The following is a 19217-nucleotide window of genomic DNA, read 5'->3' on the forward strand; positions in this document are numbered from 1 at the left end:
GGGAAAGGGAGAAGAAGGGGCATCGGCTCTGCTCTGCCAATGGGATGAAAGGTGGATTTGAACCAGGATGGAAGGGATAAGAGGATAGACCAAGATCATGGCATGAACCAGGATTGGGTTCCGCTCCGCTCACCCAACGAGGATGGGAGGATAGACCATGATTATGATCAACATTTCGCTGGAAAGTCCATCATACTGTAGGGACGTATCGAATACGCCCGCCCCCCAATGACTCTATTATCCTTATCCGAAGGTCACGGAAAGTACGCCAATTCTAATAATACTGTTTTTAATTAATCTATTTGATTTTTGATGTTGTTCTGAGATCCTTCCTGCGTACACAATATTGTCTTTTTTGCAACATACTGCCCTAGCAGGGCAGAATTATTTTAGAAAGGGTCTTGAACAAAAGAGGTGGTAACGAAAAACCGATGTTCGATTAATCGAACATCGGTTTTTCCCTAATTCCAGGCTATCATGCCGCGTCGGGTAAAATAATGAAACCCCTATAGGGTTCCATTTCTAAAATTTCAAAAACCAATGCTTTTTGCCAGCCTGCTGCTATCTTTATTTCTTCTGTACATTGTGGGCTGATGCTATTTAGAAATGCTTATAGATGGTCCATTAATAAAAACAATCCTTTTACCCTTTCACTAATGAAATTTCCTGGTAGGTATCAGAAATGGCAAAGATCCTATAGCCATGGTCATACAAAAGCTTAAAGAATTTCTGTCCTTTTTCCTTACCATTGGGAAAGAACCTTTCGTGGGTTTCAACGAGGATTTGCTTGATGGGGATGCCAGAGTTTAATATCCCTTCCATGACAGCGTATTCAGAGCCCTCTATGTCCATCTTTAACACATCAATGGATTGGTGCCCCAAATCGTTGGCAATCTCTTTAAACTCCTTTAAAAGCACGTCTACAGAATCGTGTTCATCGACAAGGCTATGGTCGTAAACACTTCCGGAAACATGCTCCTTGTTTTTGGGAAGATGGAAGGTAACCATCTCCGTTTTTTCGCCCAAACCAAAAGGATGGAAATAAAACTGTTCTGGAGTTTCATTATTACGCACGTAATTGATAGACTTTGGGGTAGGATCGAAACCAAAAACCTTGGCTCCATGTTTGGCTATGATGGCTTTATCAAATGAAATATCCTCACCAATGCCAAATGAATATACGATCGCATTATCGGGAACCAAGCTTGGATCGACATAAAAGCCGCCATATCCATTGCCATACCATTCCTTTGCACGTTTTTCCTCTACGTCAATAAAAGCAATCTTTCCAATGCGCGCTTTAACCCAATATTCTAATCTTTTAAGTTTGTCGTTTCTTTCCATTCTTTGTGGTAGATTAATTTAAATATACCCAAAAAATGGAAAAATCCTAAACTTCTGAAATTGCGTTGATGATATCGTATTGGGTGATGATATTGATCCTTCCAAAATCATCTTCCACCAATACCGCTTGGGTATCTTTATTGATCAATCCAGAGATCTTATCAATGGAGGTGTTCAGGTCAACAAATGGAAAAGGTTTGGATGTAATCTCTTCCACTGCAGATGACTTTAACGATGGATTTTCGAGCAATGCCGAAAGAATATCCGATTCTGTGACCTTTCCGATTACCATACCCTGTTGGGTGACAGGTATTTGTGAAATGTTCAGCGATTTCATGATATTGAAGGTTTCCACAACAGTTTGGTTTGCATCTGCCGTGATGATGGCCTGTTCGCCACGTTTTTTGAGAATTGATTTTGCCGTTAGCTTCTCATCTTTTAAGAATCCTCTTTCCCGCAACCAATCCTCATTGTACATTTTTCCCATGTAACGAGATCCATGGTCATGGAAAATCACAACGACTACATCATCTTCTTTCAGGTCTTTTCCTAATTGTAACAAACCTGCCAATGCAGCGCCGGCAGAATTTCCGGCAAAGATACCTTCCTTGCGCGCCAGGTCCCTGGTCATCAAGGCTGCATCTTTATCAGTGACCTTTTCAAACAGGTCTATCAGTGAAAAATCAACATTCTTCGGCAAGAAATCCTCACCTATACCTTCGGTGATATATGGGTAGATTTCATTCTTGTCAAATATGCCGGTTTCCTTATATTTCTTGAATACGGAACCATAGGTGTCAATCCCCCAAACCTTGATGTTCGGGTTCTTCTCCCTCAAATATTTTGCGGTACCCGAGATAGTACCACCGGTTCCGACCCCTACGACCAAATGCGTAACCTTTCCTTCGGTCTGTTCCCAGATTTCCGGACCGGTCTGCTCATAATGGGCTTTAGTATTGGAAAGGTTGTCATATTGATTGGCCTTCCAGGCATTGGGAACCTCTTTCTCCAATCGGCTGGAAACCGAATAATAGGAGCGAGGATCCTCTGGATCTACGTTGGTAGGACAGACGATCACTTCAGCACCAAAGGCACGAAGGGCATCGATCTTCTCTTTCGACTGCTTATCCGTGGTGGTAAAAATACAGCGATAACCTTTTACTACGGCCGCCATTGCCAATCCCATTCCTGTATTTCCCGAAGTCCCTTCGATAATGGTGCCTCCAGGTTTCAGTAAACCGGCTTCTTCAGCATCCTCAATCATCTTCAAGGCCATACGGTCCTTGATGGAGTTTCCAGGATTGCTTGTTTCGATCTTGGCTAAAATAGTTCCCTTTAAATTCTCAGTTATCTTATTTAGTTTGACCAAAGGTGTATTTCCAATGGTTTCTAAAATGTTATTATACCACATAGGTGAAGTTTTGTGTCTGTTTGTTGTCTACCACAAAAGTAGATATTTTTTAGAACTTCAAGTGTTTTACCGTTAAGCCATTGTTGATTAATTGCTTTAAGGCATCAATTCCAATTTTCACATGGGTTTCCACATAAGATTTGGTAACCGTCACATCAGATTTGTCTGTTTTAACGCCTTCCGGTACCATTGGTTGGTCTGAAACCAATAATAGGGCACCAGTAGGGATCTTGTTGGCAAATCCTACCGAAAAGATCGTTGCAGTCTCCATATCTACGGCCATGGCACGGATGCTCTTTAGGTATTTCTTAAACTGCTTGTCATGCTCCCAAACGCGACGGTTGGTGGTATAGACAGTTCCGGTCCAGTAATCACGGGAGTGGTCCCTAATGGTGGTGGAAATGGCTTTCTGCAGAGCGAAGGCAGGTAGTGATGGTACTTCAGGTGGCAGATAATCATTGGAAGTCCCTTCTCCACGGATCGCAGCGATCGGAAGGATCAGTTCACCTACATCTATTTTCTTCTTTAATACCCCTGTTTTACCTAGGAATAGCACTGCTTTCGGGTGGATGGCTGTCAATAGGTCCATCACGGTTGCAGCAACGGGAGAACCCATACCAAAATTGATGATGGTAATGCCGTCTGCGGTACAGGTCTGCATCGGTTTGTCCTCGCCCATGATCGGCGCATCGCCATGCATCTGCGAAAACAACTTCACATAATTGCTGAAATTGGTCAATAATATATATTCCCCAAATTCTTCCAAGGGTCTACCCGTATAACGAGGCAGCCAATTGTTCACGATATCTTCTTTTGTCTTTAATCCTGCTTTAATAGGGGAGTTTACCTCTTCGATATTTTCTTGTTTTTCGTCTTTTTTCTTAGTCATAATTTCATCCTTTCTTAATAATTTCCTAATACAAAAAACCCTCGCGTGATTGGCGAGGGTTTAGATTTTTATGCGACTTGCAGTTTCTTAAAGTCCGTCTTAGCAAACTTGTTCTTTGCATAATCCAGACTGATCTGCAAGGTCTTGTCTTCTGAATTTTCCTTATTGCTCGGAGTTTCGAACATGGCATCCAGCATGATTGCCTCACAAATGCTCCGTAACCCACGGGCCCCTAATTTGAATTCCCAAGCTTTGTCAACGATGAAGTCATAAACCTCTGGCTCGAATGACAGCTTGATCCCTTCGTACTCAAACAACTTGATATACTGTTTTACCAAGGCATTCTTAGGTCGGGTAAGGATATTCAATAAAGTTTCCTTATCCAATGGGTTCAGATGCGTTAGAACTGGCAAACGACCGATCAACTCAGGGATCAATCCGAAGTTCTTAAGATCTTGCGGAGTGATGTATTTATATAAGTTGTTCAGGTCAATTTCCTGATCCTCATCTTTCATTTTATATCCAACAGTTTGAGTTCTCAATCTGTTTGCGATTTTCTTTTGGATACCGTCAAATGCACCACCACAGATAAACAGGATGTTGCTGGTGTTTACCGAGATCATTTTCTGATCAGGGTGCTTACGGCCACCTTGAGGTGGAACATTGACATTGGTTCCTTCCAAGATCTTCAATAATGCTTGTTGAACGCCTTCTCCTGAAACATCACGGGTGATCGATGGATTATCGCTTTTTCTAGCGATCTTGTCAATCTCATCGATATAGATGATTCCACGTTCTGCGGCAGCGACGTCATAGTCTGCAGCTTGCAGTAATCTGGTCAAGATGCTTTCCACATCTTCACCGACATATCCTGCTTCTGTCAAAACTGTAGCATCCACGATACAGAATGGCACGTTCAAGATCTTGGCAACGGTCTTTGCCAATAAGGTTTTACCTGTTCCGGTCTCTCCGACGATAATCAAGTTGGATTTTTCAATCTCGGTCTCATCCGACTCAACACGTTGGTTTAAACGTTTGTAATGGTTGTAAACCGCTACAGAGATGACTTTCTTCGCATCATCTTGTCCAATCACGTATTGATCCAAATGTTCCTTGATTTCCTTTGGACGGATTAATTTAAGAGCAGTTTGAATAGATTTATTCTTGCGTTGCTTAAGCTCTTCCGCCAAAATCTCCCCAGCTTGTTGCACACATCTGTCGCAGATATGCGCACCATCACCCGCAATAAGCATTTGCGCTTCATTTTTACTGATTCCGCAAAATGAGCAATGGATATCTCTATTGTTCGATTTACTCATTGTTATTATTTTGTTTCTTTCTTCTTCGGTAGCAATACCTCATCTATCATACCAAATTCTTTGGCTTCAGCGGCACGCATCCAATAATCACGGTCTGATGACTTCTCAACCCAGTCATAAGTCTGGCCAGAGTGATCAGCGATGATCGTGTATAATTCTTCTTTTAATTTCAACATTTCACGCAGGTTGATCTCCATATCTGCAGCTACACCTTGTGCACCTCCAGATGGTTGGTGGATCATCACACGGGAGTGACGCAATGCTGCACGTTTACCTTTAGCACCTGCCACTAATAATACAGCACCCATAGAGGCTGCCATTCCTGTACAGATCGTTGCTACATCAGGAGAGATGTACTGCATGGTATCATAGATGCCTAGCCCTGCATATACACTGCCACCTGGTGAATTGATATAGATCTGTATGTCACGTTGCGCATCGGTCGATTGCAAGAACAATAACTGTGCTTGAACGATATTTGCAACCTGATCATTGATGCCATCTCCTAAAAAGATGATACGGTCCATCATCAAACGTGAAAATACGTCCATCTGAGCTACATTCAGTTGTCTCTCTTCTATGATGTATGGCGTAAGATTGCTCGGAATTTGTTGTTGTAGTCTAGAAATGTAACCATCTACATGTTGGCTTCCAATTCTATGATGCTTGATAGCATACTTTCTAAATTCGTTTTTATCTATATTCATGTGATTCTTTCTGTCTTTATGCTACTAATATAATATTTATTTTAATATCCAAAATTTTCCTGCCCAAAAGATGGCAGTTCCGTTATAAATGTAAATTTCTCCTCCTCGAAATCTATCCTGCAATAATAATGCTCAATTCCATTACTGACCAAAAGAAGGGGGATTTTATAAATACTGTTGTAATTTGCGATCTGTTCGAATGTTTTTTCGGTAATTTTGACAGATGGAGCCTTGAATTCTGCCAAAAGTACGCGCGATCCTTCTCGGTCATAAATCACCAGATCACTCCTTTTCTGCAGGCTGTTCAGGGATAGGCCGCCCTCGATCTTCATTAAGGACATCGGGTACTGATAGTGCCTGTTCAGATGACTGACCCAATGTTGTCGTACCCACTCCTCCGGTGTCAACAAAAGATGCTTTTTCCGCAGCTCGTCGAAAATATAATACTGATCCTGTTTTTTGCTGATTTTTGCCGGAAAGGGCGGTAAGTTCAAAGGAACCGGTCTAAACATTTACAAAATTACGAAATTTTCCAACCTTTTCCAACAAGCAAAAGTCTATGTATTTTCGTACTTTCGTACAGCATGAATGTCCAATCCATTTTATCCGATATCAAGAAAAAAAAACTCGCCCCAGTTTACCTACTGCATGGTGAAGAACCTTACTTTATCGACCTGATTTCTGATGCCATAGAACATACCGTCCTCGACGATGCCCAAAAGGGTTTCGACCAGTCGGTCGTGTACGGTAAGGATGCGGACTTCTCCAGCATTATCAGCATGGCCAAACGCTATCCCATGATGAGTGACCATCAGGTCATTGTGGTCAAGGAAGCGCAGAACCTGAAATGGAAGGATGATGAACTCCTGCAAAAATACCTAGAACAGCCAACTCCTTCAACCGTATTGGTTTTTGCCCATAAATACAGCAAGTTTGATAAGCGGAAAAAATCCTTTAAATTATTGGAAAAGGCAGGAGTGGTGCTGGAATCCAATAAGCTCTATGAAGATAAGGTGGCAGCCTGGATCAATGAGCAGCTGAATGCTTCAGGGAGAAGGGTGCATCCGCAGGCAGCTGCCCTGATGGCCGAATACTTGGGCACCGATCTATCTAAGATTGCCAATGAAATCGAAAAACTGCAACTGAATATTCCTGCAGACAAAGAAATCAGCACTGTGGATGTGGAGCAGAACATCGGTATCAGCAAGGACTTCAATGTGTTTGAATTGAATACTGCACTTTCCAAACGGAATGCGCTGAAAGCTTTCCAGATCGTGGATTATTTTGCTGCCAATCCAAAGAGTAACCCGATGCCGGTGGTGATCGGTTCGCTGGGTACCTATTTTACCAAGATCCTGAAATACCATTACCTACCCGATAAATCTTCCGCCGTGGCTGCAAAGCAGCTTGGGGTACATCCGTTTTTTGTCAAGGAATACGAATATGCCGCTAGGAACTTCAATAGAAGGAAAACCTTTGAAATCATCCATCTGATCAAGGAATTCGACCTGAAGTCAAAAGGAATGAATGTGGGACACCTGACTGAATCCGGTGATCTATTGACCGAACTGATCTATAAAATATTAAACTAAAAACATGCAAAAGCTATTTTCTCTTCTTTTCCTGATGCTGATCAGTAGCGTGGGTTTTGCCCAAAGCTCCTATTATACCTTAATTCAAGGTGGTGGAAATCTGGGCCTCCGTAATCCCGGTTATGAAGGCACCTTCAATGGATATTCCCTACATTTTATTTTCGGAAAGAACTTTGATGATAAAGCCTATTTAGGGCTAGGGATTGGAAATGAAACCCTGAAAGGAGATTACAGCAAATCTGGGGAAGTAGCAAATACCGATGGGAGGAAATCCAAATATGACCGTAACCTTTTTCCAATATTCATTGATGCAAGATTGCCAGTGAAGGATTTTGGACAAGCATCCAGAATCGGTTTCTTGGCTAATGCTGGTTATTCCGCGAGTATCGGTCCGGTCTATGATAAAGGCTTTATGGGCAAAGCAGGTGTCTTTTACCTTTTTGACTCCCTGAGCAAAACCAAATTCACGGTTTCAGCCACTTATGCCTACCAACAACTGCATGGTAGTTTTTATACCAGCAATTTCGATCATCAACATCTGAACCTTTCCGTGGGGATTATGCTGAAGTAAGGTGTTTTCATGCTGAGGTCCATTCGAAGGAACTTGGGGAGAATGCACTCCTTTAATATCAATCTACATGGATAATATTGGGTGTTTTCCTGTTCCTTCGGTTTCCCCTTTTTTGTCATGTTGAGGGTTAAAAATTTGAACTAAATTTATTGGAAGGTGATGACAGCATGTTGGCAATGAAAATCTATTAGCTCTTTTATTTTTAAATATAGACCCCCTTTTGGGGTTCCATTATTTTAGCTGGCATAGCACGTTAGCCTGAAAGTCGCGCAAAAACGATGTTCGATTAATCGAACATCGTTTTTGCATTAGCCCTATATTGTTTACCATCCATGCTAAAATAATTCATCCCCTCCAGGGATGTATGGCGGATAAAAAATATTCTCCTGGAAATTTAAGATAGGTCTAAATACCTCGGAACACAGTTCATTGGTAGGAACGAAACATCTCGGAACAGTACATACTTTTACCTGAACAGAAAAAAATGTATTGGCGTACATTTCCTGTACCGAAGCTACAAGAAAACAGAGTCTTTGGGGGCGGGCGTATTCGATACGCCCCAACAGTATGATGGACTTTCCAGCGAAATGTTGATCATAATCTTGGTCTATCCTCCCATCCTCGTTGGGTGAGCGGAGCGGAACTCCATCCTGGTTCATGCCATGATCTTGGTCTATCCTCTTATCCCTTCCATCCTGGTTCAAAACCAACAACCATACAAACAGCCCCTTCTACGTATTCAAAATTCCTTAACATGGAAAACTCGCTTCTTCCTTAGAAATTGTATAGATTTAAAGCATCGCACTTCACAATGAATTTTCCGATTCCATTTTTGTTGAAATCAAAAATTAAAAATTTTTAAGATCCATTGGACTTCAATCGGACCTTATTCGAGGCATATATTGAAAATTCCGAATATGCCTCGAATGAGAGTAAAAGGAATCCCGAAGGTTCTTGCCAAAAACTTTCATTATTTTTTTAACTTTCTTCCCCTCATCTAGTCTAGTACGTCCTATGTGTCGGATGGCATATGCCTAAAATCTTGGGAAGATATCAAACAAAAAAGGCTCGTTCATTGCTGAACGAGCCTTTTAAAAATATGGAGTTAAACTAAATTAGTGCGCACTTAGGCTTTTCTTTTTCTCCTCATCGAAACTAGCTTCCAATTCTGCTAATTTCTTTTTACCATAAGCCATTCGTGTAATCACTACGAAAAGCACCGGTACGATAAAGATGGCAAGGAAAGTTGCTGCGGTCATACCCCCGAATACGGTCCAACCGATAGTCTGTCTTGATACAGCACCTGCACCTGTAGACAACATCAATGGGATAATACCTAAGATAAATGCCAATGAGGTCATGATGATCGGACGCAGACGAAGTTTGACAGCGTCTAGCGTTGCTTCAACCAGGTTCATTCCGATATCCACCCGTTCCTTGGCAAATTCCACGATCAAGATCGCGTTCTTGGCCGCCAAACCGATAATGGTTACCAAACCAATCTGTGCATAGATGTTATTGTCCAAGTTAGGTAATAAGGTCAATGCCAAGATCGCTCCGAATATACCTAGAGGTACAGATAACAGGATGGAGAATGGTACCGACCAACTTTCATATAATGAAGCCAATAACAAGAACACGAAGAGGATACAGAGTGCAAAGATCTGGATGGTTTTGCTACCCGACTGTTTCTCTTGCAGGGATAGTCCTGAGAATTCATACGAATATCCATCGGAAAGGGTCTGAGCAGCTACTTCCTCCAATGCGCGGATGGCATCACCGGATGAGTAACCTGGACCAGCCTCTCCAGAAATCTGGATCGAACGGAAAATGTTAAAGTGGTTGACGATCGAAGGGTTTGTTGTCAGTTCATATCGCACTAAGTTTGAGATAGGCACTGGTTGACCCTGAACGTTTTTCACATATAATTTATTGATGTCTTCGATATGCATACGGTAGCTGGTATCTGCCTGTGTTACTACACGGAAGTTACGGCCGTATTTGGTAAAGTCATTCACATAGCTACTACCTAAGTAAGAAGATATAGTGCTATAGATATTGGAAACGGGAACACCCATACGTTTAGCCATTTCACGGTCTACCTGTAATTTGTAGTTCGGTGAATTACTGTTGAAAAGGGTATAGGCCATTCCAATTTCAGGGCGTTGGTTTGCAGCAGCCAAGAATCGGCCAACCATTGCTTCGAAATCTTTGATATCGACGGTCTGTCTATCCTGGATCTCCATGGTGAAACCACCCGCGGTACCCAAACCAGGGATTGGCGGCGGAGTTGCAGCAATTACAGTAGCCTTCGAATAGCCTCGATATTTACCCATGATGGCACCTGTGATATCAGATACGGTTTTCTGTCTTTCATCCCATGGTTTTAAGGATACGAAAAGGGATGCACCGTTTGGTTTTGCAGAACGGTTCAATAAGTTCATACCGTTGATGGAAGTCACATAGTTGATTTCTGGGAATTCCTTACGAAGATCGTTCGTCAATTCCGTCAAGACTTCTTCGGTTCGTGCACTGGATGCCCCTTCTGGTAAGCTGACTCCCATAAAGAAGATACCACCATCCTCATTAGGGATAAAACCGGCTTTCTTAGCGGTAAACATCCATCCGGTTCCTACGAAGATACAGACCAAGATAATCAATACCAGTGGAGCTGACTTAATCGCTTTTTTAACACCTTTGGAATAGCGGTAGGTCACCTTGTCGAACCAAACGTTGAATTTATAGAAGAATTTGTTCAAACCCTTGGAGTCCTTTGTTGTTGCCGAAGGTTTCAACATGATCGAACATAAGGCAGGCGTCAGGGAAAGTGCAATAAATGCCGAAAGCATTACGGATACAGCAATGGTAATCGCAAACTGTTGGTACAGTTTACCAACCATCCCTGGGATAAATCCTACCGGAACGAACACCGCTGCCAAGATCAGGGCAATGGCAATAACGGGCGCTGTAATATCCTTCATGGCACGCATGGTCGCTTCTTTCGCATCCATCTTATAATGGTCGATATAATGCTGGACGGCCTCCACCACTACGATGGCATCATCCACTACGATACCGATGGCGAGTACGAATGCCAACATCGTTAAGTTGTTGATCGAGAAGCCAAATAAGGTAAAGAAGATAAATGTACCCACAATGGATACTGGAATCGCCAATAATGGGATCAAGGTTGCTCTCCAACTTTGTAGGAAGAAGAATACCACTAAGGTTACCAAGATCATGGCTTCGATTAGGGTATGGATTACGGAACTGATGGAAGCGTTTACCACCGATACAGTTTCATAACCTACAACATAATCAACACCTGTAGGGAATGACTTCTTCAATTCCTCCAAGGTCTTATAGATACCATCGGCAGTTTCCACCGCATTACCACCAGGGGTTTGGGAAATCATCATACCCGATGCTGTATTTCCATTTACCTTGTTGGTAATACCGTAGTTAAATTGTCCTAGTTCTACTCTAGCTATATCTTTCAAAAGCACGATGGAACCATCTGCATTTGTTTTTACTACGATGTTTTCAAATTGGTCCACTTCCTCCAAATCGGAGTCCATTACGATTGGGTATTCAAATACCTGCATGTTTTCCTGAGGACGGGCACCTACCGAACCACCCGGCATACGGGAGTTCTGTTCTTGGATAGCTGTATTGACATCTGCTGGAGACATACCGATGTTAGCAAGTTTATTGGCATCTAACCATACACGCATGGCGAATGGTTGACCGAAAGCTTGCACATCACCCACACCAGGGACACGCAATAAGGCGTCTTTCAGGTAAAGGTTGATGTAGTTGGATAGGAAGTTGATATCGCGGCTACCATCTGGGGATACCAAGGAAACCATCATCAAGATATCGGTATTAACCTTACGCGTGGTTACCCCTAAACGGCGTACAGCCTCTGGTAATACGGGTTCTGCGATACTCACACGGTTCTGTACGTCCAGGGTTGCGATATCGATATCGGTACCTACTTCAAAAGTTACCGTGATACGGGAACCACCATCGGAGGTTGAGTTGGAACTCATATAGATCATTCCGGGAGTACCGTTGATCTGACTCTCGATAGGTGTCGTTACTGTTTTTTCTACTGTTTGTGCATCCGCACCTGTATAGGTTGCTGAAACCGATACAGTAGGGGGCGCAATATTGGGATATTGACTGATAGGTAAGGTTGTGATCGCGATAACCCCAATGATCGAAATCAAAATGGATACCACCATCGCCGTTACCGGCCTTTTTATAAATACTTCTGAGATCATTCGTTAATTATATTTTGTGGAACAGCACTTATTTTTTCGGTTGAGCTTGAGGTTGTTGAGGAGCCATTGTGGCTTTGTCCACAACCTTTGCGCCTGGTTTCAATGAGGTTACCCCATCAACGACGATCTTCTCTCCAGGATTGATACCTTTTGTAATCACGACACGGTCGCCTAATTTTTGTCCTAATGTTACTTGTTTCAAGTCCACAGTACTACTGTCGGTTACCGTATAAACAGAGAATGAACCTAACTGCTCAAAGATGGCACGGTAAGGAATTACCACAGCTTCTTCTTTTGAAGTACTTACCACATTCAAGTTCAAGTTCATACCTGCACGTAAAGTATTGTTGGGATTGTCGAAAGTAGCTCTAACCTTTAAAGTACCTGTTTGAGGATCCACTGCACGGTCAATTGTTGAGATTCTACCATGAGAACCATAAGTACTTGCATCTGGCAATGTCAGGTTGATCTGGGTACTTGATTTACCTGATTGAAGGTTACTGAACTCCATGATCTCTTTTTCATTGATCTGGAATTCTACAGCAATTGGGTTTGTTGAACTGATGGTGTTCAATAAGGTTGTTCCGGCTGATACTAAAGCGCCATTACGCACTTGGGAGATACCAATGGTACCTGAGAAAGGTGCGACGATGCTAGAACGTTGCAAGTTAACTCTAGCAGTAGTTAAAGCAGCTTCGGCAGCTTGAACCTGTGCTTTTTGATTATTGACATCAGTGAATGCATAATCCAATGTTTGTTTAGCGATCGCATCTTTATCTGCTAGGGTCTGATAGCGTTGCAAGTCTTTTTCAACACGAGCTAGGTTAGCTCTAGCGATTTCCAGATTTGCTTTGGCTTGGTCGACTGCAGCTGCATAACGAACGCGGTCGATATCATATAGTTTCTGTCCTTTGCTGACATGGGCACCATCAGCAACGCTGATATTGGTGATATAGCCAGAGACTTCTGCTCTAATTTCAGTTTCTTGTAATGGAACAACGTTCGCTGGATAGCTATGCTGTCCTGAAACGATTTCATGTTGTACAACAGCCATGGTAACAGGCATGGCTTGCGCTTGCATCTGCCCAGGACCTTGTTGTTTTGATCCCTCTTTGTTGCCACAAGCTGTAAAGAACAGTCCAGAGCCTAAAAGTATTGTTGAAAATAAACGAGTTGTATTCATGTTTTCGTAGTTTCTTATGTGAATTGTATTGTGGATGTTGTTGTATTAATTTGCAAAATTGATTGTTCCCAATGCTTTTTGAATATCTAGTTTGCTTGACAGTACGGCATACAGCGAGTTCAAGTAATTCAATTGGCTTGTTTTCAAGTCTGTTTCCGCAGTCATCAGCTCTAGATAGGTCTTTACCCCTGCATCATATTGTAATTTGATCGTAGCGTATACTTCTTCTGAAAGCTCTACGTTTTCTTTTGCATTTCTCCATTCATTGATATTGGCACGGTAGTTAGCCATGGCAGCGGAATATTGAGCACCGATCTGGTTTTCTAGGTTTTCAATGTCCATATCAATTCTAGATTCCAACAACTCTGATTTTCGGATTTCTTGAACGCGTTTTCCTCCTTGGAAAATAGGGAAGGATAGGCTCAGGCCAAAGCTGGACTGTGGAAAGTTGTCGCCATACAGGTCTGCGAATGAATTGTTTCTATAGTTAAGACCGTAGTTTGCAAATGCTCCTAACTTAGGAAGGAATTGCCATTTTTGATACTGTGTGTTCAGTTTTTGGATGTCCTTCATGGTCTGCAATTGTCTCAATTCAACGCGGTTGTTATAGTTCAGGACATCTGTGGTATCCATCAGGACATTGGATTCCATGTTTTGGTTCTCGAATGATAGCGTCAAACCGTTTGTTGGGTTCATGCCCAACAAGGTCTTTAGATAATCATATTTATATTTTCTAAACTCCAATGCAGATTTTAATTCAGCTTTAGCGTTGTTCAAAGAAATCTGGGCTCTTTTATAATCTGTTTTATCGACCAATCCAGTTTCATAACGTGCATTGGCCTCCGTGTACTGGCGGTTCAGGCGTGCGATGTTTTCCTGGATGATGTTGATCTGTTCTTCGCTTGTTAAGATATCGTAATAAGCTTTGCTGACATCGACTACGGTATTGATTTTAGTGTCTTCAACGCTAAGGTCATTTTGTTGTCTGATGAATTTGGCAGCCTTAGAAGCTTGGAACAAGCCTGGGTTAATGATTGCTTGATCTGCTTGAAAGGTCAATGCGGAGGTATTGCTCTGTCCCATTGCAATGTTCTGGCCGTTGATATTGGCGGTTGGCAATTGCGTAAAGTGGGTGAGGCTACCGTTGGCATTGATTTGCGGGAACCAACCCGAAAGGGCTGAAGCGATTTCGCGTTCGCCGATTTCCTGGTCGATCTGTGCCTGTCTGATTTCGATTTTGTTTTCCAATGCATATTGGATCAATTCGTCCAAGGTGGCATTACTGTTCAGGTTATTTGTCGTTTGGGCAAATACTGATCCTACAGAGATCGCAGTAAAGGAAAGATAAACTAATAAGTCCTTAATTCTAAAATTCATATATATTATTTTTTAACCCCGTTCCAAATGATGTCTACCATGGTTTCAATTTCTTGATCAGTAGGTTTTGATTTTTCGTATAAGCAGCCCCTAACCAGGGAGATAGCTACGCCCAAGTAGGCAGATATTAATAGTCGAACATTTAAATCTTTCAAATGTTTTAAGCGGACCCCTTCATCTAAAAAATGAAGCAAAACGTTTCTTTCGGACTTTTGTTGGAAGATGTTTTTACGGATACCTTCATAGAAAGGGGATCCATAGAATTGTTCCAAAAACCCGAAATGGTCTAGGTTGTCCAGATAGTACAACACGAGGTTTCTCCAGATTTGCTTGAATTTTTTTTCGTACGCCAAGGTAGGATCTATGGCTGAAAAAACCTGATTGTTCAATTTTTCTTTACAATACCAGTATAATTCTAAGATTAAATCCTCTTTGGAAGGGAAATAATGATAGATCGAGCCTACTGCTACGTCTGCATCTTTAGCAATCTTGCTCATTGGAGATCCGTGAAACCCATGAGTATTAATTAGTTTTAGTGTGCTAAAGAAGATCTGCTCTTTCTTTTCTGTCAATTGAATGTTCATTCGGTTGCAAATGTAGGCTTTTTTTTGAGGCAATTGTGTCACGTATTCGTTATAAATGCGATTAAATCGGATGCTATGTTAAGAAATTGTTAAATATTCAATTTCCCCTTGACGTGTGTATTTTTTACACTTACCTTTGTAGTATCATAATTTAGGTTTATAATTGGTTATTAAAGGTTTTCATTCTCCCCGTTTGAAAACCTTTTTCTTTTTTCAGGGGTTTGTGTAAAGTGCTGAGGATGAATGGGTAGGGTTGGTTTTGAACCAGGATGGAAGGGATAAGAGGATAGACCAAGATCTGGGTTTGAACCAGGATGGAAAGGATGAGAGGATAGACCAAGATCTGGGATTAGAACTAGGATTAATTGGAATTTATTGGATAAGAGGATAGACCAACACCATCTTTACAATATGGCGCTGGAATGTGCCCCCGACAGTAATGCCGACTTTCCAACAATTAGCTTGTTTTTTTTCTTAATGACTTATTTGCTTTCCTTCAGAAAGGTCTAGTGTCTTATGTCTATTGTCTATTGTCTCTCATTCACAATTGCGCAAAAACTCTTCGATTTCTTCTTTTTTGAAATGGGTTTTGCTATCGCCGAAATAGGTGGTGACATAGGTGAGGACATAGGCGATATCGACAGCAGAGAGTTCGGGTACTCCTGGCATCTGTTGATTGTATAAGGTATTGTTGACTTTGATTTCACCGGACATGCCGTTTTTGACGATGCAGGCCAATTTGCTTCTGTTCTCGTTCAGGAACTGGGCGTCGGTAAGGGGAGGGTATAGTTTGCCCAGTCCTTCTCCATTGGCGCCATGGCAATTTTGGCAATGCTTGACATAAATTTTCTGTCCGTTGGTAGCATATTGCATCGTTTCCACACTTAGATCTGTATTGCAGGAAAACAGAAAATAAAGCATGGAAACGAGTGCAATAGAACCTATGAAGTATCGAGCTATCATTATTTGTATTCTGCTAATATGACATCAAGATCTTCCAATAGTTGTTTTACTTGTTCATCGTTGGTGCCATCATAAGCGCCACGGATTCTTTTCTCAGGATCAATGATCACTAGATACCCTTGATGGTCATAGCCTCCTGGAGCATTGGGATCTTCTTTGGTGAAGACCATGTATTTTTCGGATATGCCGTAAATATCAGCTTTGCTTCCGGTCACAAATTGCCATTGATCATTATCGACTCCCAGTTTAGTAGCATAATCCTTCAGAACAGATGGTTGGTCATATTTGAAGTCGATGCTGTGGGAAAGGAAAGCGATCTTGTCATTGCCTTTGTATTTTTCGTATGCCTTCAGCAAGTTACGTTGCATGGTAGGGCAAATACTTGGACAGTGGGTAAAGAAGAAATTGGCCACATAGATCTTGTCCTTGAAAAAATCTTGGGTCAAGTTTGTGCTATCCTGGTTTAGGAAAGAGAAATTAGGGATGGTATGATAAATGGTGTCAACGACCTTTTTGCCATCGACTTCTTTTTCAACTGGACTACGTTCACCATAGATAGGCAGTTTTCTTTCCGTGGGTCCACAGGAGAATAATACAATACTGGCCATACATGCGGCAAACGCTCCGCCTAAGTACTTTTTCATTTTGTTTTTATTAATTGAATGCTGCTAATGAAGTTTTGATTTGTTCTGAAACGCGATCGAATTGATTTTTCATTGCGCTGATTTTGTCAACCTCTTTTTGTTGATAGGCTTCATCTTCGTTCATTGCATCATAATCCTTCATCCAGGTCATCATATGGTCTGTTGCATTCTCGATGCTATCTTTCAGGTTTGTCAGGTCAACACGAGTTTTTGCGGTATCCAAGTCGGCCTTAGTTGCCTTGATCGTTGCCAGGTTGCTGATGATAGAGTCGATCTTAATGGTCGTTTTATCAAACTGTGATATTTGAGGCATGATTTCATCATGGATAGCAATTGCCTGTTCAGAAAGTTTTTGATCCTTGTTTTCAACCTGTTTGTTTTGACAAGAAGCAAATGCAATGGAAAATGCTGCACTTAATAAGATTAATTTTTTCATGATTAATTAAATTATAGTTCTATACTCGATTTCTCAATTTGAGTAGGAGCAGGATTTAAAGATTCGAAGTTAAAGTCCAGGTCACGGATATAGATTTCATTATGAGCGACGGCACATAAGGTTCCGTGTTTGTCAAAGACTTGGGTCTGAAAGGTTCTGACCACTTTTCCTTCCTTTTTAATGGTTTGCAGGGTTTCATCCAAGATTTGCTGATTAAGGCGGATGTTTACCTCCAAGTCAAACCTTCCGGGCTTGATATAGTCGATATGGGCTGTTTTTAACCAAGCCACAGTTCGCATTATTCCCTGATGTTTGAAATATTGGTCCAAAAGGATCGGGTAGAAAGGGTCGATAGCGGAAAAGATAGTCCCTCCAAATATGGTTCTATTGGAATTGATGTTGAGAATGCTTCTGTTGATCTTGACATCTGCCCCTAAGAAATTGTCCAGAATCCTGCGCACCCAGATGCGTTGGAAAAAGAAAGGTGGGTACAATCTTAGGCCCCACTTTAAAGTATTTGGAGATACTTTCATGGCGATAAAAATACAGTTAATTTCTAACAAAAAACATCGTTCTATTGTAATAAAAGAAAGTCTGCCTTATATTCAATAAATATTCCTGGATTATGGACGCTCAAAAACCTAACAAGAACGTATGGATATTGATTTTTGTGGCCGCATTGGGCTACTTTGTTGATATCTACGACCTCATTATTTTCTCTATCGTCCGTATACAGTCTTTCAGTGATATCGGGGTGCCAGCAGATCAGATGCGCAGCAAGGGTGAATTTGTTCTCAATATGCAGATGGGAGGTTTACTGATCGGGGGTGTGATATGGGGCGTGTTGGGTGATAAATATGGAAGACTGAAGGTCCTGTTCGGTTCCATCCTGCTATATTCCATTGCCAATATTGCCAACGGTTTTGTCCATGATGTCACGACCTATGGAATAATCAGGTTTGTTGCTGGTATTGGATTAGCGGGTGAATTAGGGGCCGGAATCACCTTGGTTTCTGAAAGCATGCACCGAAAGAAGCGCGGCTATGGTACCATGATCGTGGCTGGAGTAGGGGTCTTAGGGGCGATTTTGGCCTACTTTATCTCCGAATGGTTCAGTTGGAGGACCGCTTATTTTGTTGGTGGCGGCATGGGGATCCTATTGTTATTTATGCGTGTGGGGGTTTTGGAATCGGGCATGTTTTCCTCCTTGGAGAATAAGTCGGTACAGAAGGGCAAGATATCGATGCTGTTTAACAATGGGGATCGATTTAGAAGGTACCTGTATTGTTTGTGCATCGGATTGCCGATTTGGTTTGTGGTGGGAGTCCTGGTCACACAGGCACCTGAAATTGGGCAGGCTTTGAATGCGCAGACGACCCTGAGTGCGGGGAAAGGAGTGATGTTTACTTATCTGGGGATTTCTTTAGGTGATTTTCTTGCCGGCTGGTTAGCGCAGATCTTTAAATCGAGGCGTAAGGTGGTTTTTATCTATCAAATCTTGATCCTTTTATTTTCTTGTATCTACTTGACCCGGCAAGGGATTTCAGAACAGGAGTTTATGTGGTTGGCCTTTTTGATGGGGCTGGGCGTGGGTTATTGGGCAACCTTTATCACCATTGCAGCAGAGCAGTTCGGAACCAATATACGTTCGACGGTTACCACTACAGCGCCTAACTTTGTGCGAGGAGCATTGATTCCTTCGACATTGATGTATGGGGTATTGGTAAATTGGGTGGGTATTATCGCTGCGGCCATGATCATGATCGTCTTGCTGTCATTGATCGCTATTTTTGCCCTTACGCGCTTAAAGGAGAGCTTTGATAAAGATCTTGACTATGTGGAAGAATAGGGAGGAAGAATAGCTTGTTTTTATTCAGATCTACCTGGGCATTTTTTGCATCTTTTGCCCTT

At 41.9% G+C, this 19217-nt stretch carries 19 protein-coding genes; 4 read left to right on the top strand and 15 right to left on the bottom strand.

Features of this window, described 5'->3' with window-relative positions; translation table 11 throughout:
• Positions 1-51: 51 nt before the first annotated feature.
• Entirely contained in the window at positions 52-201 is a 150-nt protein-coding gene (locus tag ACWICE_RS18395; protein WP_185210427.1) for a hypothetical protein, read from the top strand.
• A gap of 441 nt (positions 202-642) precedes the next feature.
• Here the strand turns inward: ACWICE_RS18395 and ACWICE_RS18400 are convergent, their stop codons facing one another.
• The 6 genes from ACWICE_RS18400 to ACWICE_RS18425 all read right to left on the bottom strand — a co-directional run bounded on the left by ACWICE_RS18400 (position 643) and on the right by ACWICE_RS18425 (position 6182).
• Positions 643-1344 carry an FkbM family methyltransferase gene (locus ACWICE_RS18400; RefSeq protein ID WP_185210426.1) on the bottom strand — a complete coding sequence of 234 codons (702 nt, stop codon included), beginning with the start codon at positions 1342-1344 and terminating at the stop codon, positions 643-645.
• A gap of 46 nt (positions 1345-1390) precedes the next feature.
• Positions 1391-2755 (bottom strand): pyridoxal-phosphate dependent enzyme, encoded by a 1365-nt coding sequence (locus tag ACWICE_RS18405; RefSeq protein ID WP_185210425.1) that lies wholly within the window; start codon positions 2753-2755, stop codon positions 1391-1393.
• A gap of 49 nt (positions 2756-2804) precedes the next feature.
• Positions 2805-3644 carry an AMP nucleosidase gene (locus ACWICE_RS18410; protein WP_185210424.1) on the bottom strand — a complete coding sequence of 280 codons (840 nt, stop codon included), beginning with the start codon at positions 3642-3644 and terminating at the stop codon, positions 2805-2807.
• Between the two features lie 68 nt (positions 3645-3712).
• A complete protein-coding gene (gene clpX / locus ACWICE_RS18415) occupies positions 3713-4963 on the bottom strand; it encodes an ATP-dependent Clp protease ATP-binding subunit ClpX (RefSeq protein WP_185210423.1) in 1251 nt (416 codons plus the stop codon).
• Positions 4964-4968: 5 nt separating this feature from the next.
• Positions 4969-5670: an ATP-dependent Clp endopeptidase proteolytic subunit ClpP gene (clpP, locus tag ACWICE_RS18420; protein WP_093098991.1), complete on the bottom strand. Its 702-nt coding sequence runs from the start codon at positions 5668-5670 to the stop codon at positions 4969-4971.
• 41 nt (positions 5671-5711) lie between these two features.
• Entirely contained in the window at positions 5712-6182 is a 471-nt protein-coding gene (locus tag ACWICE_RS18425) for a type I restriction enzyme HsdR N-terminal domain-containing protein (protein WP_185210422.1), read from the bottom strand.
• Between the two features lie 72 nt (positions 6183-6254).
• Here ACWICE_RS18425 and holA point away from each other — a divergent pair, with 72 nt between their 5' ends.
• Together holA and ACWICE_RS18435 are read left to right on the top strand one after the other, a co-directional pair.
• Positions 6255-7262 (top strand): DNA polymerase III subunit delta, encoded by a 1008-nt coding sequence (gene holA, locus ACWICE_RS18430; protein WP_185210421.1) that lies wholly within the window; start codon positions 6255-6257, stop codon positions 7260-7262.
• Positions 7263-7266: 4 nt separating this feature from the next.
• Positions 7267-7833, top strand: coding sequence for a hypothetical protein (locus ACWICE_RS18435; protein ID WP_185218180.1), 567 nt, complete (start codon positions 7267-7269; stop codon positions 7831-7833).
• Between the two features lie 335 nt (positions 7834-8168).
• Here ACWICE_RS18435 and ACWICE_RS18440 read toward each other — a convergent pair whose 3' ends face one another.
• The 9 genes from ACWICE_RS18440 to ACWICE_RS18480 form a co-directional block, all read right to left on the bottom strand.
• Positions 8169-8492, bottom strand: coding sequence for a hypothetical protein (locus tag ACWICE_RS18440; RefSeq protein WP_454298960.1), 324 nt, complete (start codon positions 8490-8492; stop codon positions 8169-8171).
• 456 nt (positions 8493-8948) lie between these two features.
• Positions 8949-12119: an efflux RND transporter permease subunit gene (locus ACWICE_RS18445; RefSeq protein WP_185210419.1), complete on the bottom strand. Its 3171-nt coding sequence runs from the start codon at positions 12117-12119 to the stop codon at positions 8949-8951.
• 28 nt (positions 12120-12147) lie between these two features.
• The gene (locus tag ACWICE_RS18450; RefSeq protein WP_185210418.1) at positions 12148-13302 is read right to left on the bottom strand and encodes an efflux RND transporter periplasmic adaptor subunit; all 1155 of its coding nucleotides are present in this window, start codon (positions 13300-13302) and stop codon (positions 12148-12150) included.
• A 45-nt stretch (positions 13303-13347) separates the two neighbouring features.
• Positions 13348-14679 (bottom strand): TolC family protein, encoded by a 1332-nt coding sequence (locus tag ACWICE_RS18455; RefSeq protein ID WP_185218179.1) that lies wholly within the window; start codon positions 14677-14679, stop codon positions 13348-13350.
• 5 nt (positions 14680-14684) lie between these two features.
• A complete protein-coding gene (locus ACWICE_RS18460) occupies positions 14685-15263 on the bottom strand; it encodes a TetR/AcrR family transcriptional regulator (RefSeq protein ID WP_185210416.1) in 579 nt (192 codons plus the stop codon).
• Positions 15264-15800: 537 nt separating this feature from the next.
• Positions 15801-16226: a c-type cytochrome gene (locus ACWICE_RS18465; protein ID WP_313259893.1), complete on the bottom strand. Its 426-nt coding sequence runs from the start codon at positions 16224-16226 to the stop codon at positions 15801-15803.
• On the bottom strand, positions 16226-16870 hold the full coding sequence (locus ACWICE_RS18470) for an SCO family protein (RefSeq protein WP_185210413.1): 645 nt from the start codon (positions 16868-16870) through the stop codon (positions 16226-16228). Before ACWICE_RS18470 ends, ACWICE_RS18465 begins: the two co-directional genes overlap by 1 nt.
• A 10-nt stretch (positions 16871-16880) precedes the next feature.
• Complete coding sequence (locus ACWICE_RS18475; protein WP_185218178.1) at positions 16881-17306, bottom strand: transposase; 426 nt, start codon at positions 17304-17306, stop codon at positions 16881-16883.
• Between the two features lie 11 nt (positions 17307-17317).
• Positions 17318-17839, bottom strand: coding sequence for a DUF4442 domain-containing protein (locus ACWICE_RS18480; RefSeq protein WP_254529879.1), 522 nt, complete (start codon positions 17837-17839; stop codon positions 17318-17320).
• 92 nt (positions 17840-17931) lie between these two features.
• On the opposite strand from ACWICE_RS18480, the gene ACWICE_RS18485 reads away from it, so the two are divergent.
• Positions 17932-19155: an MFS transporter gene (locus tag ACWICE_RS18485; protein ID WP_454298961.1), complete on the top strand. Its 1224-nt coding sequence runs from the start codon at positions 17932-17934 to the stop codon at positions 19153-19155.
• The last annotated feature ends 62 nt before the right edge of the window (positions 19156-19217 follow it).

It is taken from the genome of Sphingobacterium sp. NPDC055346 (assembly GCF_053645235.1).